At 71.9% G+C, this 24,510-nt stretch carries 25 protein-coding genes and 1 tRNA gene; 8 read left to right on the top strand and 18 right to left on the bottom strand.

Going from position 1 to position 24,510, the window contains the following annotated elements:
* Entirely contained in the window at positions 1-765 is a 765-nt protein-coding gene (locus QZL85_RS11445) for an SDR family oxidoreductase (protein ID WP_295576806.1), read from the bottom strand.
* A gap of 121 nt (positions 766-886) precedes the next feature.
* Here QZL85_RS11445 and QZL85_RS11450 point away from each other — a divergent pair, with 121 nt between their 5' ends.
* The 4 genes from QZL85_RS11450 to QZL85_RS11465 all read left to right on the top strand — a co-directional run bounded on the left by QZL85_RS11450 (position 887) and on the right by QZL85_RS11465 (position 3,613).
* Positions 887-1,363 carry an NfeD family protein gene (locus tag QZL85_RS11450; RefSeq protein ID WP_295576808.1) on the top strand — a complete coding sequence of 159 codons (477 nt, stop codon included), beginning with the start codon at positions 887-889 and terminating at the stop codon, positions 1,361-1,363.
* Positions 1,356-2,363, top strand: a complete 1,008-nt coding sequence (locus QZL85_RS11455) for an SPFH domain-containing protein (RefSeq protein WP_295576810.1) — start codon at positions 1,356-1,358, stop codon at positions 2,361-2,363. Before QZL85_RS11450 ends, QZL85_RS11455 begins: the two co-directional genes overlap by 8 nt.
* Complete coding sequence (locus QZL85_RS11460; RefSeq protein WP_295576812.1) at positions 2,360-3,133, top strand: glycerophosphodiester phosphodiesterase family protein; 774 nt, start codon at positions 2,360-2,362, stop codon at positions 3,131-3,133. Before QZL85_RS11455 ends, QZL85_RS11460 begins: the two co-directional genes overlap by 4 nt.
* Positions 3,134-3,238: 105 nt before the next feature.
* Positions 3,239-3,613 (top strand): RNA polymerase-binding protein RbpA, encoded by a 375-nt coding sequence (locus QZL85_RS11465; RefSeq protein WP_295576814.1) that lies wholly within the window; start codon positions 3,239-3,241, stop codon positions 3,611-3,613.
* 3 nt (positions 3,614-3,616) lie between these two features.
* Here QZL85_RS11465 and lnt read toward each other — a convergent pair whose 3' ends face one another.
* From lnt to QZL85_RS11510, 9 genes are all read right to left on the bottom strand, one after another.
* A complete protein-coding gene (lnt, locus tag QZL85_RS11470; protein ID WP_295576816.1) occupies positions 3,617-5,182 on the bottom strand; it encodes an apolipoprotein N-acyltransferase in 1,566 nt (521 codons plus the stop codon).
* A gap of 38 nt (positions 5,183-5,220) precedes the next feature.
* Positions 5,221-7,692: an RNA helicase gene (locus tag QZL85_RS11475; RefSeq protein ID WP_295577194.1), complete on the bottom strand. Its 2,472-nt coding sequence runs from the start codon at positions 7,690-7,692 to the stop codon at positions 5,221-5,223.
* Entirely contained in the window at positions 7,692-8,459 is a 768-nt protein-coding gene (tatC, locus tag QZL85_RS11480) for a twin-arginine translocase subunit TatC (protein ID WP_295577196.1), read from the bottom strand. Before tatC ends, QZL85_RS11475 begins: the two co-directional genes overlap by 1 nt.
* A gap of 66 nt (positions 8,460-8,525) precedes the next feature.
* Positions 8,526-8,792 (bottom strand): twin-arginine translocase TatA/TatE family subunit, encoded by a 267-nt coding sequence (locus QZL85_RS11485; RefSeq protein ID WP_295576817.1) that lies wholly within the window; start codon positions 8,790-8,792, stop codon positions 8,526-8,528.
* Positions 8,793-8,849: 57 nt separating this feature from the next.
* A complete protein-coding gene (locus QZL85_RS11490; RefSeq protein WP_295576818.1) occupies positions 8,850-9,809 on the bottom strand; it encodes a YafY family protein in 960 nt (319 codons plus the stop codon).
* Positions 9,806-10,798 (bottom strand): YafY family protein, encoded by a 993-nt coding sequence (locus QZL85_RS11495; RefSeq protein ID WP_295576819.1) that lies wholly within the window; start codon positions 10,796-10,798, stop codon positions 9,806-9,808. The genes QZL85_RS11490 and QZL85_RS11495 overlap by 4 nt, the downstream gene beginning before the upstream one ends.
* A gap of 57 nt (positions 10,799-10,855) precedes the next feature.
* Positions 10,856-11,806 carry an FKBP-type peptidyl-prolyl cis-trans isomerase gene (locus tag QZL85_RS11500; RefSeq protein WP_295576820.1) on the bottom strand — a complete coding sequence of 317 codons (951 nt, stop codon included), beginning with the start codon at positions 11,804-11,806 and terminating at the stop codon, positions 10,856-10,858.
* Positions 11,807-11,810: 4 nt separating this feature from the next.
* Positions 11,811-12,824, bottom strand: coding sequence for a tRNA (adenine-N1)-methyltransferase (locus QZL85_RS11505; protein WP_295576821.1), 1,014 nt, complete (start codon positions 12,822-12,824; stop codon positions 11,811-11,813).
* Positions 12,821-13,510 carry an HAD family phosphatase gene (locus QZL85_RS11510; protein WP_295576822.1) on the bottom strand — a complete coding sequence of 230 codons (690 nt, stop codon included), beginning with the start codon at positions 13,508-13,510 and terminating at the stop codon, positions 12,821-12,823. Before QZL85_RS11510 ends, QZL85_RS11505 begins: the two co-directional genes overlap by 4 nt.
* A gap of 103 nt (positions 13,511-13,613) precedes the next feature.
* Here QZL85_RS11510 and QZL85_RS11515 point away from each other — a divergent pair, with 103 nt between their 5' ends.
* Entirely contained in the window at positions 13,614-14,474 is an 861-nt protein-coding gene (locus QZL85_RS11515) for a PAC2 family protein (protein WP_295576824.1), read from the top strand.
* A gap of 12 nt (positions 14,475-14,486) precedes the next feature.
* On the opposite strand, the gene QZL85_RS11520 is transcribed toward QZL85_RS11515, so the two are convergent.
* The 5 genes from QZL85_RS11520 to QZL85_RS11540 form a co-directional block, all read right to left on the bottom strand.
* Positions 14,487-15,320 carry an undecaprenyl-diphosphate phosphatase gene (locus tag QZL85_RS11520; RefSeq protein ID WP_295576825.1) on the bottom strand — a complete coding sequence of 278 codons (834 nt, stop codon included), beginning with the start codon at positions 15,318-15,320 and terminating at the stop codon, positions 14,487-14,489.
* Between the two features lie 9 nt (positions 15,321-15,329).
* Entirely contained in the window at positions 15,330-16,628 is a 1,299-nt protein-coding gene (locus tag QZL85_RS11525; RefSeq protein ID WP_295576826.1) for a M20/M25/M40 family metallo-hydrolase, read from the bottom strand.
* A 75-nt stretch (positions 16,629-16,703) separates the two neighbouring features.
* Positions 16,704-16,788, bottom strand: a tRNA-Leu gene (locus QZL85_RS11530).
* A gap of 71 nt (positions 16,789-16,859) precedes the next feature.
* Positions 16,860-17,948: a VIT1/CCC1 family protein gene (locus QZL85_RS11535; protein WP_295576827.1), complete on the bottom strand. Its 1,089-nt coding sequence runs from the start codon at positions 17,946-17,948 to the stop codon at positions 16,860-16,862.
* A 108-nt stretch (positions 17,949-18,056) separates the two neighbouring features.
* Complete coding sequence (locus tag QZL85_RS11540) at positions 18,057-19,877, bottom strand: DEAD/DEAH box helicase (protein ID WP_295576828.1); 1,821 nt, start codon at positions 19,875-19,877, stop codon at positions 18,057-18,059.
* A gap of 67 nt (positions 19,878-19,944) precedes the next feature.
* Here QZL85_RS11540 and QZL85_RS11545 point away from each other — a divergent pair, with 67 nt between their 5' ends.
* Positions 19,945-20,802 carry an SGNH/GDSL hydrolase family protein gene (locus QZL85_RS11545; protein WP_295576829.1) on the top strand — a complete coding sequence of 286 codons (858 nt, stop codon included), beginning with the start codon at positions 19,945-19,947 and terminating at the stop codon, positions 20,800-20,802.
* 18 nt (positions 20,803-20,820) lie between these two features.
* On the opposite strand, the gene QZL85_RS11550 is transcribed toward QZL85_RS11545, so the two are convergent.
* Entirely contained in the window at positions 20,821-21,621 is an 801-nt protein-coding gene (locus tag QZL85_RS11550; RefSeq protein WP_295576831.1) for an RNA methyltransferase, read from the bottom strand.
* Between the two features lie 61 nt (positions 21,622-21,682).
* Between QZL85_RS11550 and QZL85_RS11555 the strand changes: the two genes are divergently transcribed.
* Together QZL85_RS11555 and QZL85_RS11560 are read left to right on the top strand one after the other, a co-directional pair.
* The gene (locus tag QZL85_RS11555; RefSeq protein WP_295576832.1) at positions 21,683-22,540 is read left to right on the top strand and encodes a Sir2 family NAD-dependent protein deacetylase; all 858 of its coding nucleotides are present in this window, start codon (positions 21,683-21,685) and stop codon (positions 22,538-22,540) included.
* Between the two features lie 34 nt (positions 22,541-22,574).
* Positions 22,575-23,180 (top strand): histidine phosphatase family protein, encoded by a 606-nt coding sequence (locus QZL85_RS11560; RefSeq protein ID WP_295576833.1) that lies wholly within the window; start codon positions 22,575-22,577, stop codon positions 23,178-23,180.
* 24 nt (positions 23,181-23,204) lie between these two features.
* On the opposite strand, the gene QZL85_RS11565 is transcribed toward QZL85_RS11560, so the two are convergent.
* Both QZL85_RS11565 and QZL85_RS11570 read right to left on the bottom strand, forming a co-directional pair.
* Positions 23,205-24,002 carry a CoA ester lyase gene (locus tag QZL85_RS11565; RefSeq protein ID WP_295577197.1) on the bottom strand — a complete coding sequence of 266 codons (798 nt, stop codon included), beginning with the start codon at positions 24,000-24,002 and terminating at the stop codon, positions 23,205-23,207.
* Positions 24,003-24,013: 11 nt separating this feature from the next.
* Positions 24,014-24,493, bottom strand: coding sequence for a MaoC family dehydratase (locus QZL85_RS11570; protein ID WP_295576834.1), 480 nt, complete (start codon positions 24,491-24,493; stop codon positions 24,014-24,016).
* Positions 24,494-24,510 lie beyond the last annotated feature (17 nt).

The following is a 24,510-nucleotide window of genomic DNA, read 5'->3' on the forward strand; positions in this document are numbered from 1 at the left end:
TCACTCTCCGCCGAACGAGCTCACGTCGCCGACCAGGCGCGTGTTGTCGGCGGGAACGGGTTCGACGGCCGCGAGGGCGACCTCGGCGGCGAACTCGGCGACGTTGTAGAGCTTGCCGGCCGATTCGCGGCGACCCGCGATCGCGCCGGGGTTGGCCCGCTCGAGCAGGGTCGCGGTGATCGTGCCCTCGATCATGTCGCCGGAGACGACGACGAAGTCGATGCCGCGCTCGGTCAGCGCCGGGATGCGCTCGCGGAGCGCGTCCTCGCCGGCGCGCTTGGACTGGGCGACGACGTCGTACTCGGCCATCGTCGGCGTGGTGCGGATGAAGTGGGCCTGGTGGCTTGTGACGAAGACGACCCGCGACCCGTCGTGCAGGAGCGGCAGCGCCGCCTCGAGGACGCCGACCTGGGCGTCGCGGTTGAGCGTGAGGGCGTAGTCCTCCGCCATGCCGCTCTCCATGCCGCCGGAGGCGTTCAGGACGAGGATGTCGAGGCCGCCGAACCGCTCCTTGACGGCGGCGAACATCTCGGTCACGGATGCCGGGTCGGTGAGGTCCGCGCCGATCACGAGCGCCTCGACGCCGAGCTGACGCAGCTCGCCGGCGAGCTTCTCGGCGCGCGGCGCCTTGTTGCGGAAGTTGATCACGACGTTCGCGCCGGCCTGCGCGAAGTAGCGGACCGTATCCGCGCCGATGCCGCGCGAGGAGCCCGTGACGAGGGCGGTCCGCCCGGTGAGCGATCCGGCGGGGATGGGCTGGGACATGTGCTGCTCCTGCTGCGTCGAGTCGCCGACGGCATCCGCCGAGGGCCTCTGCGAGCCTACCAACCGGGTCGCTCGGCTCCCGGTGTAGGTTTTGATCAAGACGACGCGGAAGGAGCGGGCGATGCTGCCGGATCTCACCGAGTACCTCTGGATCGCGTGGCTGGTGCTGGCTCTCCTGTTCATCATCATCGAACTGCTCACGCTGGAGTTCACCTTCCTCATGCTCGGCGCCGGGACGCTCATCGGCGGCCTCGGCGTCAACCTGCTGGGCGGCGTGTGGTGGCTCCAGGTGCTCGCCGCGGCGGCCGTCTCGGCGCTGCTGCTGTTCACCATCCGGCCGCTCCTGCTCCGCGCCCTGCATCGCAGCAGCGCGCTCATCCCCACGAACGTCGACGCGCTCTACGGCATCGGCGCCCGCGTGGTCACTCCGTTCGTCGGCGGCGACGGGTCCGTCCGCCTCGACAACGGCGAGACCTGGACGGCGCGCCTCGTCGGCGATCCCACCGGCCTCGATGTCGGCTCCCGCGTGGTCGTCCAGGCCGTGCGCGGCGCCACCGTCGAGGTCGCGCCCGAAGAAAGGACCACTGACCATGGGTGACGTCGGAGCCTTCATCGGCCAGATCTTCATCGTCGTGCTGCTCGTCGTGGTGGCGATCTTCGTCATCGTCGTCGTGTTCCGCTCGATCCGGATCATCCCGCAGGCCTACGCCGGGGTCGTCGAGCGACTCGGCCGCTACCAGCGGACGCTGAGCCCCGGCCTGAACCTGCTCGTCCCGTTCATCGACCGGGTCAGGCCTCTCGTCGACATGCGCGAGCAGGTGGTGTCCTTCCCGCCGCAGCCGGTCATCACGGAGGACAACCTCGTCGTCTCCATCGACACCGTCGTGTACTTCCAGGTCACCGACGCGCGCGCCGCGACCTACGAGATCGCGAACTACCTCGGCGCCGTCGAGCAGCTCACGACCACGACCCTCCGCAACGTCGTCGGCGGGCTCAACCTCGAAGAGGCCCTGACGAGCCGCGACAACATCAACGGGCAGCTGCGCGTCGTCCTCGACGAGGCGACCGGCAAGTGGGGCATCCGGGTTTCACGCGTCGAGCTGAAGGCCATCGACCCGCCGCACTCGATCCAGGACTCGATGGAGAAGCAGATGCGCGCCGAGCGCGAGCGTCGCGCCACGATCCTGACGGCTGAGGGTTCGAAGCAGTCGCAGATCCTCGAAGCGGAGGGCCGGCGCCAGGCGGCGATCCTCGGCGCCGAGGGCGACAAGCTGGCCGCGATCCTCCGCGCGGAGGGCGAAGCCGCCGCGATCAAGAACGTCTTCGACGCGATCCACGCCGGTCGTCCGGACGAGAAGCTGCTCGCATACCAGTACCTCCAGACCCTGCCGAAGATCGCCTCGAGCACGTCGAGCAAGCTCTGGATCATCCCGAGCGAGATGACCGAGGCGCTCAAGGGACTCAGCGCCGGCTTCGCCGGGCGGACCTGGGATGCCGCGGAGCCGTCGCGGGCGACCCCCACGGCCCCGGACGCCCCGGCGGCAGGGCCGACGACGGCTGCTTCCCCGCCGACCCCGCCTGCCGATCCCGTGCCGTGACGCACCCGTGGTTCCTGGCATCCGCGGCGCCGCGGGTGCTGGCCCACCGCGGGCTCGTGCCGCACGACGCCGAGGGCGTCGCGGAGAACACCCTTGCGGCCTTCGCCGCGGCGCATGCCGCCGGCGCGGCCTACGTCGAGTCGGACTGCCACCTCACGGCCGACGGTGAGGTCATCCTGTTCCACGACGACGACCTCCGCCGCGTGGCGGGCGACCCGCGCCGTGTCGCCGACGTGGGACTGCGGGAGCTCCAGGCGATCATGGGCACCCGTGGCGGGTTGCTGACGCTGGCGCAGGCGCTCGACACCTTCCCCACCCTCAGGTTCAACCTTGACGTGAAGGTTGAAGCCGCCGCGCTTCCGGTGGGCCGCGCCGTGGCAGCGCACGCCGACCGGGTGCTGCTCACGAGCTTCTCCGACGAGCGCCGTCGGGTCGCCCTGCGGTCCGCAGCCGCGGGCGGCGGCTCCCCCGCGACATCGGGCGGCACCGCGACCATCGCGCGGGTCCTCGGCGCCGTCGCGAGCCGTTCGGAACGACTCGCGCGGCGCGCGCTCGCCGGCGTCGACGCCCTGCAGATGCCGGAGCGCCATCGCGGCGTCCGCGTCGTCTCGCGGCGCCTCCTGGACGTCGCCCACCGCGCCGGTGTCGAGGTGCACGTGTGGACCGTCAACGACCCCGACGACATGCGCCGCCTGCTCGAGCTGGGTGTCGACGGACTCGTCACCGACCGCGCCGACACGGCCCTGCAGGTCCTCTCCGGCCGCGGCTGACACGATCCCCTGAGCATCCGCTGTGAAAGGCGGCCGGCATCCCGTCGTTCGGATGATCCACCCAGGTGCGGACGTTATACCTGAGGACGACGAGAGGACCATACGATGGCAGATCGCAGCCTTCGCGGCATCCGACTCGGCGCTTCCAGCCTACAGAGCGAGGAAGGCGTCGTGTTCCATGACCGCGCCAATCACACCTACGTCTGCACGCAGTGCAGCCGCGAGACCGTCCTGACCTTCGCCGCAGACGCAGAGGTCCCCGAGGCCTGGGAGTGCCGCACCTGCGGCGCCGAGGCCGTTCTGCGTGTCGGCGACACGCTCGTGGAGGTCGACCACTCCGGCGACAAGATCGCGCGTACGCACTGGGACATGCTCCTGGAACGCCGCAGCCTTCCCGAGCTCGAGGAGCTCCTCGAAGAGCGCCTCGCCCTCCTGCGTGCGCGTCGCGGATCCGGCGAGGACGCCCGCCTCTCCGCCTGACGCTCACACCACCGAGACGCCGGCCTCTTCGGAGGCCGGCGTCTTCGTCGTGCGCCGGCGCCGCGCCACCCCGCCGAGGACGACGAGGCCCAGGACGCTCCCCCACCCGAGCACGAGCTGCACCGCCGGCCCGATGACGACGGCGGGGGTCAGCCCCGTCCGCAGCGGCACCTCGGCGAGGATCGCGCCCGCCTCACCGGCAGGCAGCGACTCCAGCGTGGACCCGTCCGGCGCGATGACCTGGCTCGTCCCGACCGTGGACAGGTTCACCACCGACCGTCCGGTCTCGATCGCGCGCATCCGCGCGAAGGCGAGCTGCTGCAGGTTCTCGTCGGTGTCGCGGAAGTCGGCGTTGTTCGTCTGGAACATGTAGACCTCGGCGCCCTCCCGGGCGCCGGACCAGATGACGTCGTCGTAGATGACGTCGAAGCAGATCGCGAGCCCCACCCCGACCCCGCCCACGTCGAAGAACGGCGGGTTCGTCCCGGGCGTGTACTCGCGCTGGATGAGACCGATGAGGTCGGGGGCCAGCATCTCGAAGAACCACCGGTCCGGGACGTACTCCCCCATCGGAACGGGACGCGACTTGTCGTGCACGGCCACCGGGTTCTCCTGCCCGGCCTCCCACACCATCGAGGTGTTGAAGATGTCGTCGCCGCGCTCGGTCGCGGCGTTGACGACGAGCGGCGCGCCGGCGGCCTCGGAGAGCCGGTCCAGCGTGCGGGCGACGGACGCGTTCGCGGTCGGGTCGGCGTCGATCCCGCCCTCCGGCCAGAGCAGGATGTCGAGGTCCTCGCCGATCAGCGGCGCCGTCGCGTCCAGCTGGGCCTGCAGCACGGCGTACCGCTCCCGCTCGTCGAAATAGCCGGCGGGGCCGTTGCCCTGCACGGCCCCCACGCGCACCGATCCGGCATCCGTCGTCGGGAACGCCGGCAGCGCGACCAGCAGCAGGACGGCGACCGCCGCCGGGAGCGCGGTGCGGACGTCGCGGAACGCGCCGAGCCGCACCCACTCGATGACCGCCGCGACGACGAAGACCATGAGGAAGGTGAGGCCGGTGACGCCGGTCCACGAGGCGAGGTGTGCGAGCGGGCTCTCGGACTGGCTCATCCCGATCCGCCCCCAGGGGAACCCGGTGTAGGGCCACGACCCGAGGAAGAGCTCGCGCGCGGTCCACAGTCCCGCCACGAGGGCAGGGAGGGCGAGGAGGCGTCCCCATCGACCCGGCAGGACCCGCGGCATCCACCGGTAGGCGAGCGCGATGAGGATGGCGCCGAGACCGCTCAGCACCGTTTCGAGGCCGGCCAGCGCGAACCAGGGCACGACCCCGAGGTACCGCGTGATCCAGACGATGTGGATGAGGTAGAAGGATGCCGCGAAGACGAGCCCCACGCCGAACGCGCCCCACGCCGTCCGGCCGACGAGCGACACGAGCGACAGCGCCACCCCGGCGAAGGCCAGGGGCCACCAGCCCACGTCGGGGAACGCGAGGTCCAGGACGGGCCCACCGGCCGCCGCGGCGATAAGCGCCGCCCACAGGGGCAGCAGCGGGCGAGGACGTTCGGGCACGGCTTCGAGCCTAGGCGACCGACTGCGCGGGCCGGCGCTCACACCGAACTGTAGGCGACGATGCCGCGGCGGACGGACTCCAGCGCGCGGCGCGCGGTCCCCGCGACGTCCGCGTCGGCGACGATCGAGAGCTGATCGAGCAGATCGATGGTCTGCTTCACCCAGCGCACGAAGTCCCCCGCGGCGAGATCGGCCTCGTCGAGCACGATGTCCAGCGGCATCCCGCGGGCCCACGAGTGCATGGCGCGGGCGAGCCCGGTGGCGACGGGCTCGGAGCCGGGAAGGCGATGGTCGCGTTCGAGGTCGTCCAGCCGCACCCACAGGTCCTGGGTCTCGCTGAGCGCCTGACGGAACGCGCCGCGGGGCAGGCCCCGCTCCCCCGGCCCGGCCTCGTCGCGCCGCGGCTCGTAGACGAGGCAGCAGGCGAGCGCCGCGAGCCCGGGAGCGTCGAGATCGCGCCACAGGCCGAGGCGCAGGGACTCCGCCACGAGCAGGTCGCGCTCGCCGTAGATCCGCCGCATCGTCGCACCGGCATCCGTCAGCGTGACGACGCCGTCCGGCGCCACCGCGACGTAGTCCAGCGTCGCGAGGACGTCGACGACCCGGTCGAAGATGCGCGCGACCGTGCCGGTGCGGGTCTCGATCTGCTGGCGCAGCTTGTCAGTGCGCCGCCGCAGTTTCGCGTACCGCTCCGCCCATCGCGCGTGGTGCTCGCGGTCCGGGCAGGACTGGCAGGGGTGGCGCTGCAGCCGGCGACGCAGCGACAGCATCTCGTTCTGCCGGTGCTGCCGCGTCTTCGCGGTCGCGGTGCGGTCGGCCCGGTTGAGCTTCTCGAGGTCGTTCAGCTCGCTGCGGAGGGTGGCGAACTCGGCGAAGTCGCCACGGTCGCAGGTCATCGAGGCGGCATAGCCGGCAAGCGACTCCTCGGCCTCCTTCACCTGGCGGGCGAGCCCCACGACCGCGCGATCGGCCTGGAACTGGGCGAACGAGGACTCCAGGATCTCCCGGGCCCGCGGCCGGCCGAACTGGTCGATGAGGTTCACCGCCATGTTGTAGGTGGGCCGGAAGCTGGAGTTCAGCGGATAGGTGCGCCGCGAGGCGAGGGCCGCCACCGCCTGCGGGTCCAGGCCCTCCGTCCACTGGATCACGGCGTGGCCCTCGACGTCGATCCCGCGGCGTCCCGCGCGGCCCGTGATCTGGGTGTACTCGCCGGACGTGATGGCGACGCGCGCCTCGCCGTTGAACTTCTCCAGCTTCTCCAGCACGACGGTGCGCGCGGGCATGTTGATGCCGAGCGCGAGCGTCTCGGTCGCGAAGACGGCCTTGACGAGCTTCCGCTGGAACAGCTCCTCGACGATCTCCTTGAAGGCCGGCAGGAGCCCGGCGTGGTGCGCGGCGACGCCCCGCTCGAGGTTCTCCTTCCACTCCCAGTAGCCGAGCACCCCGAGGTCCTCGTCGAGCATGGTCCGCGTCCGCTCGTCGACGATCTGCCGGATCTCGTCGCGCTCCTCGCGGCTCGTGAGCCGCACCCCCGACCGGCGCACCTGCTGCACGGCGGCGTCGCAGCCGGCTCGGCTGAAGATGAAGAAGATCGCGGGCAGCAGGTTGTTCCGCGCCAGCAGTTCGACGACGTCGGGACGGTCCAGGCGCTCGATGCGCTGCACGTTCGCGGAGCGGACGGGCCGCTTGCCGCCCTTGTGCGGACGCCGGTGGGCCCCCTCGAAGCCCCCGGCGCTGCGCTGCTGCTGCACCTGGCGGTTGCGCTCGAAGTTCGGGCCCTTGACGGAGCGGATGCGCATGAGCTCCTGGTTGACCTGCGCCGTCGCGATGCCGGCGCGGTCGTCGAAGAGCGGAAGGAGGTCGCCGCGGACGAGCACGTGCTGCTCCAGGGGCACGGGCCGGATCTCCGAGACGATCACCTCGGTGTCGCCGCGCACCGTGTCGAGCCAGTCGCCGAACTCCTCCGCGTTGGAGACGGTCGCGGACAGCGACACGATCCGCACGGTCTGCGGGAGGTGGATGATGACCTCCTCCCACACGGCGCCGCGGAACCGGTCGGCCAGGTAGTGCACCTCGTCCATCACGACGAAGCGGAGACCGCGGAGCGCCGGCGAGTCCGCATAGAGCATGTTGCGGAGCACCTCGGTCGTCATGACGACGACGCGGGCGTTGCCGTTGATGTTCGTGTCGCCGGTGAGGAGGCCCACCTCGTCGGCGCCGTAGACGTCCTGCAGCTCGCGGAACTTCTGGTTCGACAGCGCCTTCATGGGCGTGGTGTAGAACGCCTTGTCGCCGGGCTGGAGCATCGCGAGATGGATCGCGAACTCCCCCACGATCGTCTTGCCCGCCCCGGTGGGGGCGGCCACCAGGACGCTCTTGCCCTCCTCGAGTGCGTGGCATCCCGCGATCTGGAACGGATCGAGGTCGAAGCGCTGCGCCTGGGCGAACGCGGCCGACAGCGGGTGGGACTTCGTGGCCTCGGCCCGAGCGAATCGCTCGGCCGGATCCATCACGACAGCGGTCCCGGCGTCGAGCCGAGCACGGCGGCGTCACGCTTGGCGCGGCGGCGGTCGAAGATCATGGACAGACCGGCCGCGGCGAAGAAGAGGACGATGAGGATGCCGGCCAGCAGCAGCATGCTCACGATGTCGGCGGCCGGTGTCGCGAGGCCCGCGAAGACGACGGCCACGAGGATCGCGACCCGCCAGCCGCCGAGGATCGCCCGTCCGCTCATCACACCGGCGAGGTTCAGCGCGACGAGGAACACCGGCAGGACGAAGGAGACGCCGACGACGACGAGCAGCTTGAAGACGAAGTCGTAGTAGTACCGGGCCTCGAACATGTTCGACGCGCCGTCCGGCGTGAAGCCGGCCATGATCTCCACGATGTGCGGCATGACGAGCCAGCCGACGTAGCAGCCGGCGAAGAAGAGCGGAATGGCGGCGACGAGGAAGCCGATCGTGTACCGGACCTCCTTGCGGGTGAGCCCCGGCACGAGGAACGCCCAGATCTGCCAGAGCCAGACCGGGGCGGAGACGAGGATGCCGACGGCGAACGCGATCCGCAGACGCATGTCGAAGGGGCCCGTGACGTTCTGGTACATGAGGCTGACGAGCTCGTCGTCGCCGCGGCGCTCCGCGACGAGACGGATGGGCTCTGTCATCGCCCAGATGACGGCATCCGTGAGGAAGAAGGCGAGCACCATGCCGACGACGAGCGCGGCGGCGCCGATGATGAGTCGTTTGCGCAGTTCGAGGAGGTGTTCGGCCAGCGTCATGCGCTTGTCGCGACGCGGGCTGTCGGCCTCACCGAGCCGCGGGCGGAAGGCCGTGGCCACGACCGGTTACGGCCTGGCGGTGTCGGAGCCGGTCGGTCCGGGCGTCGGATCGGCGGGGGCCGTGGGTGCCACGGTCGGGGACGCCTCGTTCTCGACGGTGGATGCCGTCCCGGCCGCGACGTCGTCCTGCTTCATCGCCTTCATCTCGCCCTTGAAGATGCGGGCGGACTGCCCCATGCTCTTCGCCAGCGCCGGCAGCTTGGCCGCCCCGAAGAGCAGCAGGATGACGATCAGGAGGATCCACAGGTGTGGACCTGCGAACAGATTTCCCATGGGCGGCTCCTCGTCGCGAGATTTTTCTCAGTCTACCTGTCGGGACCGCGGGACCGGTCAGCGGTACTGCGCGAGCCCTGCGTCGGCCCACGCCGCGGCGGCGCGGCGGCCGGGCTCGGGAGCGAGGATCTCGACGTCCCCGCCGTGACGGGCGGCCAGGCGCTTGAGGCTGCGTTCATCGGCGACCCGCAGGCGTGCGCTGCGGAACTCGCCGTCGCCGGTGACGGTGGCCCGGTCGAGGTAGTCCGCCAGCAGCGGTGCGATCGCGGCGCGGTAGCGCACCTCCACGACGGCATCCGTCTCGCTCGGCTCGAACAGCTCGGGCACCGCGTCGGACCCGTGCGCGATCGGGATGTCGGTGAGGCGCACGTCGGCGACACGGTCGAGGTGGAACGTGCGCATCGCCTCCCGGAGGTGACACCAGCCCTGCAGGTACCACTGCCCGCCGGCGATGTGCACCTTGACGGGGTCGACGGTCCGGATGGTCGGGGTGTGATCGGGCGCCTGGTAGGTGAAGGAGACGGCGACGCCGCGGCGGAGGGCCTCCGCGACCTGCAGCCGCACGTCGTCGACGGCGTCCGGCGCGACGATGACGTCGGCGGGAGCCGCCGACGCGCCGCGCGCGAGCTTCGCGAGGAGGCCTTGCACCACGCCGCTGTCGCCGACGCCCGGCAGCGAGGCGGCCAGCTGCAGGCCGGCCAGCAGGGCCGCCGCCTCGCGCGCCGTGAGGCGGGGTGTCCGCTCCAGGCCGACGCTGTTGGTGATCGAGATGATTCCCTGCTCGTCGAGGAGGTCCCAGTCGATGTCGAACAGATCGTTCGCCATCTGCCAGAAGCCGCCGTCGCCGGGCAGGCCGATGACGGTGAGCTTCTCGACCATCTCCCGCATCTGCTCGGGGGTGACCTCGAAGGCGTCGGCCGCCTCCGCGACGGACACCTCCCCCTTGCCGATGAGATACGGGACGAGCTGCAGGATGAGCGCGGCGCGATCGGTGGCCAGCAGCGGCTTCGCGCTCATGAGACTCCTCTGTGCACGGCGAGCGTCCGCTCCAGCCGGGCGATGACCTCGTCGCGCAGCTGCGCGGGCCCGACGACCCGCACCTCCGGACCGTAGGAGGCCAGCTCGTCGGCGAAGACGTGGCCGTCGACGTACGGTACGTGGATGCCCTGCTCGGCCGGGATCGCACGGCGGTGCAGCCGCAGCGCGGCCTCGGTGCCGGGCGCGACCTCGAGGAGCGCGTGCTGGCGCTCGGCCACGTCCCGGAGCCCGCGGAGCGCCTTGTCGCCCGCGCCGTCCCGCAGCGCCAGGTCGAACGTGTCCCGCGTGAGGCGGACGTCGGAGACGATGCGCGAGAGGAGGAAGGTGCGCTCGGCGTCCTGCGTCAGGTCGAAACCGTAGACGTGCCAGCGGCCTTCGTACTCGAGCAGCGCGAGCGGCTGGATGCGGCGGGTGTGGGCCGTGTCGTCGCCGCCCTTGAGGTAGTCGAACTCCGCGACCCGCCCCTGCTCGATGGCGCGCTGCAGGGGGCTGAACGCCGGCTCTCGCAGGTTGATGCGGGGCGAGTATCCGATGATGGGTGCGTCGACCTCGTTGCCGAGTGCGCGGATCTTGCGCAGGCCGCCACGCGCGTCCGCGGACATCGAGCTCTCGCTCCAGACGCCGCCGGCGAGGTTGAGCACGGCCAGTTCCGCAGGGGTGAAGGTGATGTCCGCGGGCAGCTCGTATTCCGCCGTCGGCACGCGATACCGCGCCTCGCGCAGGTCGTCCGGATCGGCGTAGTCGCCGATCGTCTCGATGGGGACCCCGAGCGCGCGGAGGTTCTCCTTGTCGCGCTCGAACATCTTCTCCAGCGCATCCTTCTTGGCGCCGGCCTCGCTCTGCTCGCGGTAGCCGGACACCGAGGTCAGGATCGTGTCCTTGGTCAGCCCCTGCTCGGTCGCCATGAGCGCGACGACGAGGTTGACGAGACGCTCCTCGGGCGCAGTGCGGGTCGAGTCCTTGGCCACTGCACCATCCTAGGCCGGTGCCGTCGCGGCCCTCCCTGCGGCAGTGCCGTGTCGGTGCTACGGCGTCGCGGCGACCTCGTCCAGTCCCAGGATGTCGATGACGAAAACGAGGGTCGCGTCGCCCGGGACGGCACCGCTGCCTTGCGCCCCGTAACCGAGGTCCGGCGGGATGACGACGAGCAGCTGCGATCCGACGGTCTGACCCTCGAGCGCCTGCGCGAAGCCGGGGACGACGCCGTCGAGCGTGACGCTGGCCGAGGCGCCCTTCTCCCACGTCGAGTCGAACACCTCGCCGTCGTCCCACGTGACGCCGGTGTAGTGGATGCGGGCGGGGGCCTCCGCCGTGACCGGCTCGCCGGCGCCCTTCTTCAGCACCTCGACGACGAGATCGGTCGGCGGCGCGGCGTCGGGGACGATGACTCCGGGGCGGCCGTCGGGCGCCAGCACGACGGAGGGCATGCCGCGGCGGTCGTTGAACTGCGGAGCACCGTCGGCGGCGGCGAGGAAGACGCGCTCCAGGTCCAGGACGATGACCGCGGCCTGCCCGTCCGCGAGCCCCAGGTTGGCGTTGGCCTCGTCGGAGAGATCATCGGGCGCGACGGCGCCGACGATGCGGGAGCCCTCGGTCGCGCACTCGAGCATCTTCGCGATGCCCTCGTAGTAGGTCGCCCACTCGGCGACCGGCTGGGCCTGCGTCCCCGCGGAGACGAGCGTCTCGCCCGACTCGCCGTCGACGATCGTCGCGGTGAACTGCACGTCCTGGGCGCGCGAGGTCACGGCGGGACCGTCGCCCACCTCGGCGTCGGTGAAGACGGTCTTCTCGACGTAGACCGGCGGGGCGACCGTCACGACGGCGGAGCCCGTGGCTCCGCTCACCTCGATGAGGTCGAGGGCCGAGGAGTCCGAGTCGGCGCGGTCGCACGAGGCGGCCGGGGCCGTCGACGAGCAGCCGACGAGGGCCAGAGCGGACAGGCCGAGAACGGCGACGACAGCGGGGATCCTGCGCATCCGATCAGTTTACGGCGTCGCCGGCACTCTCCCCCGCCGCCAGCCGCGCACCCTCCGCGGCGCGCTGCGCATCGCGCACGCGCTTGCGCAGGTTCTTGTCGGTGATCTGACGGTCGCCGACCGCGCCGGGGGTCCACTGCTCCACGTCCTCGTCGGCGTAGGTCGGCTTCTTGAGCGCGCGCTTGCGGACGTCCGGCGGCACGGCGCCGGGCGCGAGCCTGCGGGCGGTGAGGAGGAATCCGGTGTGGGCGACCATGCGGTGGTCGGGGCGCACCGACAGGCCTTCGACGTGCCAGCCGCGGACCATCGTCTCGGTCGCCTCGGACTCGGTGAACAGCCCGGAGGCCCGGATGTACTCCGCGACACGGCTGAGCTGGGTCGCCGTCGCGATGTAGCAGAGCACGACGCCGCCAGGGGTCAGCGCCTCGGCGACGGCATCGATGCACTCCCACGGCGCGAGCATGTCGAGCACCACCCGATCGACCGATCCCGGCTCCACGACGCGCGGGAGCTGCTCCACCAGGTCGCCGACGACGACCTGCCATGCGGGCGGGTAGTGGCCGAGGAACGTCTCGACGTTCGCCTCGGCCACCTGCGAGAACTCCTCGCGCCGCTCGAATGACAGCAGGCGGCCGCCGTCGCCGATCGAACGGAGCAGCCACAGCGACAGGGCTCCCGAGCCGACGCCGGCCTCGACGACCGTCGCGCCGGGGAAGATGTCCGCCGCGGCGAGGATCTGCGCGGCGTCCTTGGGGTAGACGATCGCCGCCCCCCGCGGCATCGACATCACGAAGTCGCGGAGGAGCGGGCGCAGCGCGAGGTAGTCGTGGCCGCCGCTGTTGGTGATGACGGAGCCGTCCGGCTGGTCGACGATGTTCTCGTGCCGGAGGACGCCGTGGTGCGTGTGCAGCTCGCCGCCTTCGCGCAGCGTGACCGTGTGCAGGCGCCCCTTGGGGCCGGTCAGCTGGACACGGTCGCCGTAGCGGAACGGGCCGCTGGGTCGCAGGTCGGCGGTCATGCGGACACTCCCGGTCGGCGTGCGGCGTGTTCGGCGTGGAAGGCGCGGATGTCGTCGGTCGTCCTGCCCTCGAGCGTGTCCCACAGTCCGTCGGCGCCGGTGCCGACGAGGGAGACCATGAGCGGGACGCCCAGCGTCACGGCGCCGGACGCGACCGCGGCGCGCATGCCGTTCGGCGAATCCTCGATCGCGATGGCGTCCGCGGGGTCGACCCCCAGCATCCGCGCCGCCTGCAGGTAGGCGTCCGGGAAGGGCTTCGGACGTGTCGCGTCGTCGCCGGCGACGACGACGTCGAACGCGTCGAACGGCAGCTGCCCGACGACCGTGTCGGCCATGCGGCGCAGCGACATCGTGACTAGTGCGGTCTTCACGCCGGCATCACGCAGGTCGCGCAGCAGTTCGACGGCCCCGGGACGGTACGGGTTGCCGCTCTCGGCGAGCTGGTCCGTGACGGCCTCGGTGAGGTGATCGACGATCGCGCCGACGCTCATCTGCACACCCGCCTGCTGCAGGATCGCGGCCGAGCCCTCGAGGCCCATCCCGACGAGGCTCAGGGCCTGTTCGTGCGACCACTGCCCTCCGAAGCTGTCGACCAGCGCGGTCTCGGCGGCCATCCAGTAGGCCTCGGTGTCCACGAGCGTGCCGTCCATGTCCCAGAGGACCGCGGCGGGAAGGGGGGAAGTCACCGCCCTATGCTACCGAGCGGGGCTCCGCCGGGACCGCGCCCCCGCCCGCACGGTGCTCGCCGGGCGTATCGTGGGGGAACCGCACACCAAGGGAAGGAGCGGGGTGGACAGTCTGGGTCAGCGTGTCCTCGTGGTCGCCTTCGACGGCTGGAACGACGCCGGGGAAGCGGCCTCGGCCGCCGCCGCGCGCCTGCGCGCCGAGAACGAGTACGAGCCGGTCCTGTCGGTCGACCCGGAGCTCTACTTCGACTATCAGTACACCCGCCCGCAGGTGCGACTGGATGCCGACGGCACCCGGTCGCTCACGTGGCCGGAGGCCACCCTGTGGCGTCCCGCGTCGGGCGAAGGCACCCGCCTGTGGCTCCTGAGCGGGGTCGAACCGGCGCGCGCGTGGCAGGCCTTCGCGGCCGAGTTCATCGATGCGGCGCTCAGCGAGGACATCACCGGGCTCGTCGCGCTCGGCTCGATGATGTCCGACGTGCCGCACACCCGCCCCATCTCCGTCTTCGCCGGCAGCGACAACGAGAAGTTGCGCACCGAGCTCGGCCTCGAGCGCTCGACGTACGAGGGGCCTGTCGGCATCCTGAGCGTGCTCGCCGCCGCCGCCGAGGACGCCGGCATCCCGACGGCCGCCCTGTGGGCGAGCGTCCCGCACTACGTGGCGGGGCACACGACCTCGCCGAAGGCGACCCTCGCCCTCCTCGACAAGCTCACCGAGCTCACCGGAAGCCCGATCGCGCGCGGCGAGCTGCCCGCCGAGGCCCTCGCGTGGGAGGCGTCGATCGATGCCGCGGCGGCCGACGACGAGGAGATGACCGAGTACATCCGCCAGCTGGAGCGCACGCGGGACACCTGGGACTCCCCCGAGGCCTCCGGCGACGCCATCGCGCAGGAGTTCGAGAAGTACCTGCGGCGCGACGGCGAGGGCCCGTCGAAGCCGGGTCGCGACGAGCCGCGCCGCTGAGCCCGCGGAGCGTCAGAACGCCTGCAGCACGCCCGTCGCGAGCAGCACGATGAGCACGACGCCCAGCACGAGCCGGTAGATCACGAACGGCAGGAAGCTGCCCTTCTTGAGGTAGCGCATGAGGTACGCGATCACGGCCAGCCCGACGCCGAAGGCGACGACGGTCGCGACGGCGGTCTCCCCCAGCGTGAACACCGCCTCGCCCGGCTCCTGGATGGCCTGCAGCAGCTCGTAGAGTCCGCTGCCGAACACGGCGGGCACCGCGAGGAGGAATGCGACCTCGGCCGCGGCCGGCCGCGTGTACCCGAGGGCGAGGCCCATCGTCGTCGTGGCGCCCGAGCGGGAGACGCCCGGGATGAGGGCGAGGGCCTGCGCGAAGCCGAGGGCCAGGCCGTGCGGGTAGGTCAGGTCGGCCTCCTGACGCGTGCGCCGGCCCAGCGCGTCGGCGGCGCCGAGGATGAGACCGAAGACGAGCAGCACGATCGCGACGAGCCAGAGATTGCGGAACGTGTCGCGGATGACGTCCTGGAAGAGGAAGCCGAGCGCGCCGATCGGGATGGTGCCGATGATGACGATCCAGCCCATCCGGGCGTCGGGGTCGTTGCGGGGCACGGCGCCGGTGAGCGAGCGGAACCACTGCGCGATGATGCGCACGATCCGGTGCCAGAAGTACACGAGCACGGCGAGTTCGGTGCCGATCTGGGTGATCGCGGTGAAGGTGGCGCCGGGGTCTTCGGCCGACGGCAGGAACTCGCCCACGATGCGCAGGTGCGCGCTGGATGAGATCGGGAGGAACTCGGTCAGACCCTGCACGAGTCCGAGGATGATCGCCTCGAGGAGGTGCATTCTCGCCTTTCAGTACGTCCGGAGGAGGTCGGTCAGCACGCGCTGCCCGAAGCGGAGGGAGTCGATCGGGACACGCTCGTCGACGCCGTGGAACATGCCGGTGAAGTCCAGGTCGGCGGGAAGGCGCAGCGGAGCGAACCCGAACCCGGCGATGCCGAGCTCGGCCAGCGCCTTGTTGTCGGTGCCGGCGCCCAGCAGGTAGGGCACGACGGGGACGCCCGGATCGTGGCGGCCGAGGGCTTCGACCATCGCGTCGACGAGCGAGCCGGCGAACGGCACTTCGAGGCCGATGTCGCGGTGCGCGATCTCGAGACGGATGTCGTCGCCGACGATGCGCTGGACCTCGGCGATGACGAGGTCCTCCTGGCCGGGAAGCGTGCGGATGTCGATCGCGGCGCTCGCGGCGTCCGGGATCACGTTGTGCTTGTAGCCGGCGGACAGACCGGTCGGGTTCGCGGTCGTGCGGAAGCTGGAGCGGAGGAACGCGGATGCCGGTCCGGTCGCATCGGCGAGGGCGTCGGGGTCGGCCGGGTCGCCGCCGGTCAGCCGCGCGAGCGCGTCGACGAGTTCGCGTGTCGTTGTCGTCAGCTCCAGAGGCCAGGTCGTGCGGCCGAGCGCGGCGACGGCCTCGGCGAGACGCGTGACGGCGTTCTCGGGGTGGTGGCGGCTGCCGTGGCCCGCGATGCCGGTGGCGTGCAGCCGGAGCCAGACGAGGGACTTCTCCCCCACCTGCAGCAGGTACGCGCGGCGGTCGCCGACCGAGATCGAATAGCCGCCGACCTCGCTGATGGCGTCGGTCGCGCCGGCGAACCATTCCGGCTTGTCCCGGACGACGAGCTGCGAGCCCTCGACGCCGCCGTTCTCCTCGTCGGCGAAGAAGGCCACGATGATGTCGCGGGCGGGCCGGTCGCCGGCACGGAGGATGTCGGCGACGGACGTCAGGATCATGGCGTTCATGTCCTTCATGTCCACGGCGCCGCGGCCCCACAGCATCCCGTCCTTCACGACGCCCGCGAACGGGTCGACGCTCCAGTCCTCGGCGACCGCCGGAACGACGTCGAGGTGACCGTGCAGGACGAGGGCGGGCTTGTCGCGGTCGCGGCCGGGGATGCGCACCGCGAGGTTCGTGCGGCGCGGGATCGGCTCGTAGTACTCCGGCTGCAGCCCGACCGATTCGAGGTACGCGCCGACGTACTCGGCCGCCTCACGCTCGCCCTTCGCGCGTCCCCCGCCGTAGTTCGTCGTGTCGAACCGGATGAGGTCGCGCGCGATGCGGGCGACCTCGGGAAGGTCGGCGGTGTCGGGCATGCCGTCCACGCTACCTTCCCCTGCGGAGCCTTCCGAAAACGAGAACAGGGCCCCTTTCGGGACCCTGTTCCACTGTGCGCGAGGGGGGACTTGAACCCCCACGCCCTATACGGGCACTAGCACCTCAAGCTAGCGCGTCTACCTATTCCGCCACCCGCGCATGGGTGTCTGGTTGTCTCCAACCGAAGATCGACATTATCACGTTCCGGACGGCGTGCAGAATCGGCGGCGTCAACCGACGGACACGCCGAACAGCAGGCCCAGCAGATACGTGACGGCGGCCGCGCCGAAGCCGATCGCGAGCTGGCGGAGCCCGCGGCGCAGGGGCGAGCCGCCAGACAGGAGTCCCACGGTCGCGCCCGTGAGGAGCAGCGCGAAGCCGACGAGGATCAGCGCCGTGACGACGGCCGCGAGGCCGGACAGTCCGAAGATCCACGGCAGCACGGGGATGACGGCGCCGGAGGAGAAGAAGAGGAAGCTCGAGACGGCGGCGCCGAGCGCCCCGCCGACGACCTCGTGATCGGAGCTGTCCGGCGCGGTCGGGCGATGCGGTGCCGGCGTGCCGGTCCCTTGCGCCGCCCCGACGACGCGGCGGGCGCGCTCCATGGCATCCTCGAGCGGCATCCCGCGGGTGCGGTAGACCAGCGCGAGCTCGTTGGCGTCGAGGTCGAGGTCGGACAGCACATCGGCGGCGTAGTCGCTCGGCTCGGTGGCGGCGAGCATCTCGCGCTGCGAGCGGACCGAGACGAACTCCCCCGCACCCATCGACAGCGCACCCGCCAGGAGGCCCGCGATCCCGCTGAAGAGCACGAACTGCGGCGCGACGCCGGTCGCGCCGATCCCCATCACGAGGGCGAGGTTCGAGACGAGGCCGTCGTTGGCGCCGAAGACCGCCGCGCGGAACGTGCCGGACAGCCGGCGGCGGCCGCGCGCCGCGAGACCGCGGACCACCTCGCGATGGATCTTCTCGTCCGCGGCCATCCGCGCGGTCGCGAACGGCTCGGCCTCGTAGGGCGAGCGGTCCTCGGCGTTCTGCGCGAGCGCGAGCACGAAGATCGATCCGAACCGGCGGGCCATCCAGCCGAGCAGGCGGGTGCCGACGCTGGGCGCCGGCAGGCGGGAGGGCTCCTCGCCGAGCAGGTGGAGCCAGTGCGCCTCGTGACGTCCCTCCGCGTCGGCGAGCGCGAGGAGGATCTCGCGCTCCTCACCGCTGCGGCGTGCGGCCAGGTCGCGGTACACGCGCGCCTCGGACCGCTCGTCCACGAGGTACTGCGCCCAGCGTCGGCGGTCGCCGGCGGTCGGCACTCGGGGGTCGTTCACGGGGCTCCACACTCTCGGGTCGGTCCGTTTCACGCTACCGGCGCCGCAGCGACAGCCCGGACCGAACGCCGTGATTGCCAGCATTTCGGAGCTCCGAACCCCGCGCGGTCAGGAGCGGACGCGAGCCCGGAGAACGTCGATGCGGGACTGCAGCTGCGCGACGGTGGCCTGCGGCACGGCCGGTCCGCCGCAGACGCGACGCAGCTCCGCGTGCACGGCGCCGTGCGGCTCGCCGCTCTGCCGCGCGTACACCCCGACGAGGCTGTTCAGCAGCTGGCGCTGCTCCCGGAGCGTCCGGTGCAGCGGCGCCGGCAGGGCCGGGGCGACCGCGTCCCCCTCGGTCTGCTCGCGCGCCTCGCGGACGCGCCGGTGCCGGGACTGCCGGGACTGCCGCTGCATCAGGAGCTCGTGGACGTGCTCCGGCTCGAGCAGGCCCGGGAGCCCCAGGAACTCCTCCTCCTCCGGCGTTCCGGGGACCGCGAGCTGCCCGAACTCGCGACCGTCGTACAGGACGCGGTCGAAGTGCGCGACCGACCCGAGCGCTTGATATGTGAACTCCTGCTCGAGCTCGTCCGAGGCCTTCTCCTCGCGCTCGGCCGCGTCGAGCAGGCCGTCCTCGAGACCGTCCTCGTCCTTCTCGCCGCGGTCGAGCGCGTGGTCGCGTTCCCGCTCGAGCTCGCCCGCGAGGGTCAGCAGCTGCGGCACGTTCGGGAGGAACACGGATGCCGACTCGCCGCGGCGGCGCGCACGGACGAACCGGCCGATGGCCTGTGCGAAGAACAGCGGCGTCGAGGCGGACGTCGCGTACACGCCGACGGCGAGCCGCGGGACGTCGACGCCTTCGGAGACCATCCGGACGGCGACCATCCAGCGCGTCGTGCTCTGCCCGAACGTCTCGATCCGCCCTGAGGCCGCCTTGTCGTCGGAGAGGACGACGGCGGGCGCCTCACCCGTGATGTCGCGGAGGATCGCGGCGTATGCCCGGGCGGCCGTCTGGTCGGTCGCGATGACGAGCCCGCCGGCATCCGGGACGTCCTGACGCACCTCGCTCAGGCGCCGGTCCGCGGAGCGCAGCACCGCGGGAATCCAGTCGCCTTCGGGGTCCAGCGCCGTCCGCCAAGCCTGGGATGTGACGTCCTTCGTGTTGTCCTGCCCCAGGTGGGCTTCCAGCTCATCGCCCGCGCGGGTGCGCCACCGCATCTTCCCGGCGTAGACGAGGAACAGCACCGGACGCACGACGCCGTCGGCGAGGGCCCGGCCGTAGCCGTAGTTGTAGTCGGTGCGGGAGAGGCGGATGCCCTTGTCGTTCGGGTGGTACTCGACGAACGGGATCGGCGCGGTGTCGCTGCGGAAGGGCGTGCCGCTCAGCAGCAGACGCCGCGTCGCGCGGCCGTACGCGTCGCGGAGCGCCTCGCCCCAGCTGAGCGCATCGCCGCCGTGGTGCACTTCGTCGAGGATGACGAGGGTGCGGGACTCCTCGACGATCCGCCGATGCACGGAGGACTTGACTGCCACCTGCGCGTAGGTCACCGCGACGCCGTGGTACTGCCGCGACGGGGTGCGCTGCCCGTTGCTGAAGCGGGGATCGAGGCGGATCGAGACGCGGGCCGCGGCATCCGCCCACTGCGTCTTCAGGTGCTCCGTGGGGGCGACCACGACGATGCGGTCGATCACGCCGCGGCGCAGCAGTTCGCTCGCGAGGCGCAGCGCGAAAGTCGTCTTCCCGGCGCCGGGGGTCGCGGCGGCGAGGTAGTCCCGAGGCCCCTTGCCGATGCCCTCCGGGCCGTCCATGCCGAAGTACTGGTCGAGAGCCTCGGCCTGCCAGGCGCGCAGGCGCTGCGCCGTGCCCCAGGGCGCTCGCTGCGGGAACGACGGCGACAGGTGCTCGGCGGCGAAGCTGCCGAAATGCTCCTGCTGGTCCTCGTACACGAAGGACCACCCTAAGCGAGATGTCGGACGCGCTAGCGTGGAAGGGACCCGGAGTCGAGGAAGTGTGATGTCTGAAGACGAGGCCGCTGCGAGGCCCGAGCCCGTGCCGTACACCCTGAACGAGACGGCGCACCCGTGGCGTCGGATGGTCGCGGTCGGCGACTCGTTCACGGAGGGCATCGGCGACCCCGATCCGCTGCGCCCCGGCGGTCACCGCGGCTGGGCCGACCGTGTCGCGGAGGTCCTCGCGGCATCCGTCGACGACTTCGCCTACGCCAACCTCGCGGTCCGCGGGAAGCTCATCGGCCAGATCGCGGATCAGATCGAACCCGCCCTGGCCCTGCGCCCCGACCTCGTGACCTTCTCCGCGGGTGGGAACGACGTGATCCGGCCCGGCGGCGACCCCGACGCCGTCGCGCAGCAGTTCGAGGACGCCGTCATCCGGCTCTCCTCCGACGGGGCGACCGTCGTGGTGTTCACGGCGATCGACACGAACTTCACGCCGGTGTTCCGCGGCATCCGCGGCCGGGTCGCGATCTACAACGAGAACATCCGCGCGATCGCGGAGCGCTACGACTGCATCGTGGCCGACCAGTGGGCGCTGAAGGAAGTGCAGGACATGCGGTTCTTCGACGACGACCGCCTGCACTACAACGCGCTCGGCCATCACGAGGTGGCCCGGATGGTGCTGCGCGCGCTCAACGTCCCGAACGATCTGCAGGCGATGCAGCCCGAACCCCTCCCCCGCCTCACGTGGCGCGCGGCCCGCACGAACGACATCGTGTGGGCGCGGACGCACCTGGTGCCGTGGGTGCTGCGGCGCGTGCGGCACCAGTCCTCCGGGGATGCCATCACCGCGAAGCGCCCGGATGCGCTGCCGGTGCAGCGGCGCGTGATCGCCGAGGAGCCCTCCGCCGCGGACTGAGATCGTCGGTCGCGCGCGTCAGTCGCGCGGGCGCAGCTCCCACAGGGCCACGGCGGCGGCGGCCGCGACGTTGAGCGAGTCGACGCCGCCCGCCATCGGGATGGTGACGACGGTGTCGGCGGCCTGCAGCGCACGGCGGGAGAGGCCGTCGCCCTCGGCGCCCATCAGCAGCGCGACCCGCTCGGGGCGGGCGGCGGAGAAGACGTCCAGCCGCACGGCGCCCTCGGCGAGGGCGAGCGCGGCGAGGTGCAGGCCCGCGTCGTGCAGGATGCCGCCGGCCTCCGGCCACGCCGGCAGCCGCGTCCACGGCACCTGGAACACCGTCCCCATGCTCACGCGGACGCTGCGGCGGTACAGGGGGTCGGCGCAGCGGGGCGTGACGAGCACGGCGTCGGCGCCGATCCCCGCCGCCGCGCGGAACGCGGCACCCACATTCGTGTGGTCCACGATGTCCTCTAGCACCAGCACGAGCCGGGCACCGGCGACGGTGTCGGCGACGGACGGCAGGGCGGGGCGATGCATGGCGGCGAGCGCACCGCGGTGGACGGCGTAGCCCGTGACCTGCTCGGCGACCTCGTCCGACACAACGTAGACCGGCGCGTCTCCCGCGAGCGCGGTCACGTCGTCGAGCCACTTCTCCTGCACGAGCACCGACCGCGGCCGGTGTCCGGCGGCGATCGCGCGGGCGATGACCTTCGCCGACTCGGCGATGTACAGCCCGCCCTCCGGCTCCAGCACACGACGCAGCGCCACATCGGTGAGGCCCCGGTAGTCCGCGAGCCGCGGATCGTGCTCGTCGTCGATCCGCAGGAGGGGCATGGCTCCATGCTGTCACGCCCCGCGTAACATCCCGGAAAACGAGGGCGCGTAGGCTCGGGCCGTGGCAGCGCAGACGACGATCGATCCCGACCCGGCGGTCACCGCCGCCGTCGGGCGCGCGATCGACGCCCTCGCGGGCCGGAAGGTCGCCGTGCTGACCGGGGCGGGCGTGTCGACGGACTCCGGCATCCCGGACTATCGCGGCAAGGGCGCGCCGACCCGCACGCCGATGACGGCCCAGCAGTTCCTCGCGAGCGACGCGGCCCGCCGCCGGTACTGGGTGGGCAGCCACCTCGGCTGGCAGGCGTTCTCGGCGTCCCGTCCCAACGACGGCCACACCGCGCTCGCCGACCTCGAGCGCGCCGGCATCGCGACCGGCGTCATCACGCAGAACGTGGACGGCCTGCACCTGCGCGCCGGCAGCCGGCGCGTCGTCGAGCTGCACGGGACGATGCGGCGGGTGTTCTGCACGCATTGCGGGCAGGTCTTCGACCGGCGGGACCTCGCTGTGCGCGTCGAGCTCGCGAACCCGTGGATCACCGTGCCGGAGGGCATCAAGCTCGGCCCCGACGGCGACGTGCTGCCCGAGTCGAGCGACGGCTTCGTCATCCCGGACTGCAGCGTCTGCGGCGGGATGCTGAAGCCCGACGTCGTCTTCTTCGGCGAGTACATCCCGGCGGAGAAGTTCCGGGAGGCCGAGCAGCTCGTCGGCACCAGCGAGGCGCTCATCGTGGCGGGATCCTCGCTCGTCGTGAACTCCGGCATCCGCCTCGTCGAACGCGCGCGCCGCCGCCGACTGCCCGTCGTCATCATCAATCGCGGGGAGACCCGGGCGGATGCCAAGGCGACCGTCAAGGTGGACACCGGGACCAGCGAAGCGCTGCCCGTCATCGCGCGGGCGCTGACTGCGCTGCGGTGAACCCCGCCGCTCTCTCGGACCGTAGGCTCGACGGGTGACGACTCTCACCCTCGTGCGCCACGGCGAGACCGATTGGAACCTCAACCGGCTCATCCAGGGCTCCACCGACATCCCCCTGAACGACACCGGACGCGGTCAGGCCCGCGCGACCGGTCTCCGCCTCAAGGAGGAGCTCGCGGCGGAGTCGCCGCTCGTCGTCGCCTCCAGCGACCTGTCCCGCGCACACGAGACCGCCCGCATCATCGCCGCCGAGCTCGGCGCCGCCGAGCCGCGCACGTACCCGCAGCTCCGCGAGCGCAGCTACGGCGATGCCGAGGGCGTCGATGTGCACGAGTTCCTCGAGCGCTGGGGCGATTGGACCACCGCCGAGATCCCGAACGCCGAACCGTGGGCCGACGTCCGCACGCGCGCCGTCGCGGGCCTCCGGCGCGTCACGCGCGACGCGCGGCGGCTGACGGCCCCGGCCGCGCCGTCGCTCGTGATCGTCTCGCACGGCGCGCTGATCCGCGAGCTCATCCGGCACGCGACCGGTGGGGCGTTCCCCGCCGAGGGCGAGAAGCTCGCGAACGGCTCGACGCACACCTTCCTCGTCGAGCGCGACCGCCTGAGCCTGCTGTCCTACGTCGGCGTCATCCACTGACCCGCGGCCGCCCGCGGGCGCGGGTCAGGCGTCGGCGCGGCGGACGAGCGTGCGGGCGTGCCGCAGCACGGGCTCGTCGACCATACGGCCATCGAGCGCGAAGACGCCGCGCTGCCCTTCGGCGGCGGCGAGGACGCCCCGCGCCCACGCGAGCGCACCGGGGTCGGGGCGGTAGGCGGCACGGATCGCGGACACCTGGTCGGGATGGATGCAGGCGGTCGCCGCGAAGCCGCTCGCCGCCGCATCCGCGGCCTCCCGCGCGAGCCCCTTCTGGTCGGCGATGTCCAGGTGCACGGCGTCGATCGCGGCCTTGCCGCGGGCGCCGGCGGCGAGCAGCACGCGCGCGCGGGCGTGCCGGGCGACGTCGCGGTAGCCCCCCTTGGGCTTCCGGCTGGCGGTGCCGCCGAGCGAGGCGACGAGATCCTCGGCGCCCCACATCAGCGCGACGACGTTGTCCAGTGCCGCGATCTTCTCGGCCGCGACGACGCCGCGCGCCGTCTCGCACAGCGCGATGACCGCGAAGCGCCGATCGAGGCGCCCGATCTGCTTGGCCGACTCGGCTTTGGCGACCATGACGGTGCGATAGTCCGTCAGCGAAAGGGTCGCGAGGTCGGACTCGATGTGCTCGCCGTCCAGCGCGTTCACGCGGACGATCGTGTGCTCCGGGTCGAGGTCGGACTCCATGACCGCGCCGCGGGCGAAGGCCTTCGCGTCCGCGGACACGGCGTCCTCGAGGTCGAGGATCACGGCGTCGGCGCGGCCCGCCGCCTTCGCGAACCGCTCCGGCCGGTCGGCGGGGCAGAACAGCAGCGCCGGGCCCATCGCGAAGCCGCTCACGACTGCTCCTCGGCGGGGGTGCAGAGCATGAGCGCGACACGCGTCGCCGTCGCGACGACGGTGCCGTCCTGATTGCGGCCGGTGTGCCGCATCGTCACGACGCCCTGCCCGACACGGGACCGCGACAGGCGCGTCTCGAGGATCTCGGTGTCGACGTACAGCGTGTCCCCGTGCAGCAGCGGCGCGGGGAACGCGATGTCCGACAGGCCGAGCTGCGCGACGAGCGTCCCCTGCGTCACCTGCGCGACGGAGGCTCCGACCATCGTCGCGAGGGTCCACATGGAGTTCATGAGACGCTCGCCGAACTCCTGAGTGGCCGCGTACGCGGCATCCAGGTGCAGCGCCTGCGTGTTCATCGTGAGGGCGGAGAACAGCACGTTGTCGGCCTCGGTGGCCGTGCGTCCCGGGCGATGGTAGAACACGTCGCCCACCGCGAGCTCGTCGACGTACCGGCCGCGCTGCAGGATCTCGGTCACGCTGTCACCGTACCCGG

Source organism: uncultured Microbacterium sp., from assembly GCF_900078385.1.
Taxonomy (GTDB): Bacteria; Actinomycetota; Actinomycetes; order Actinomycetales; family Microbacteriaceae; genus Microbacterium.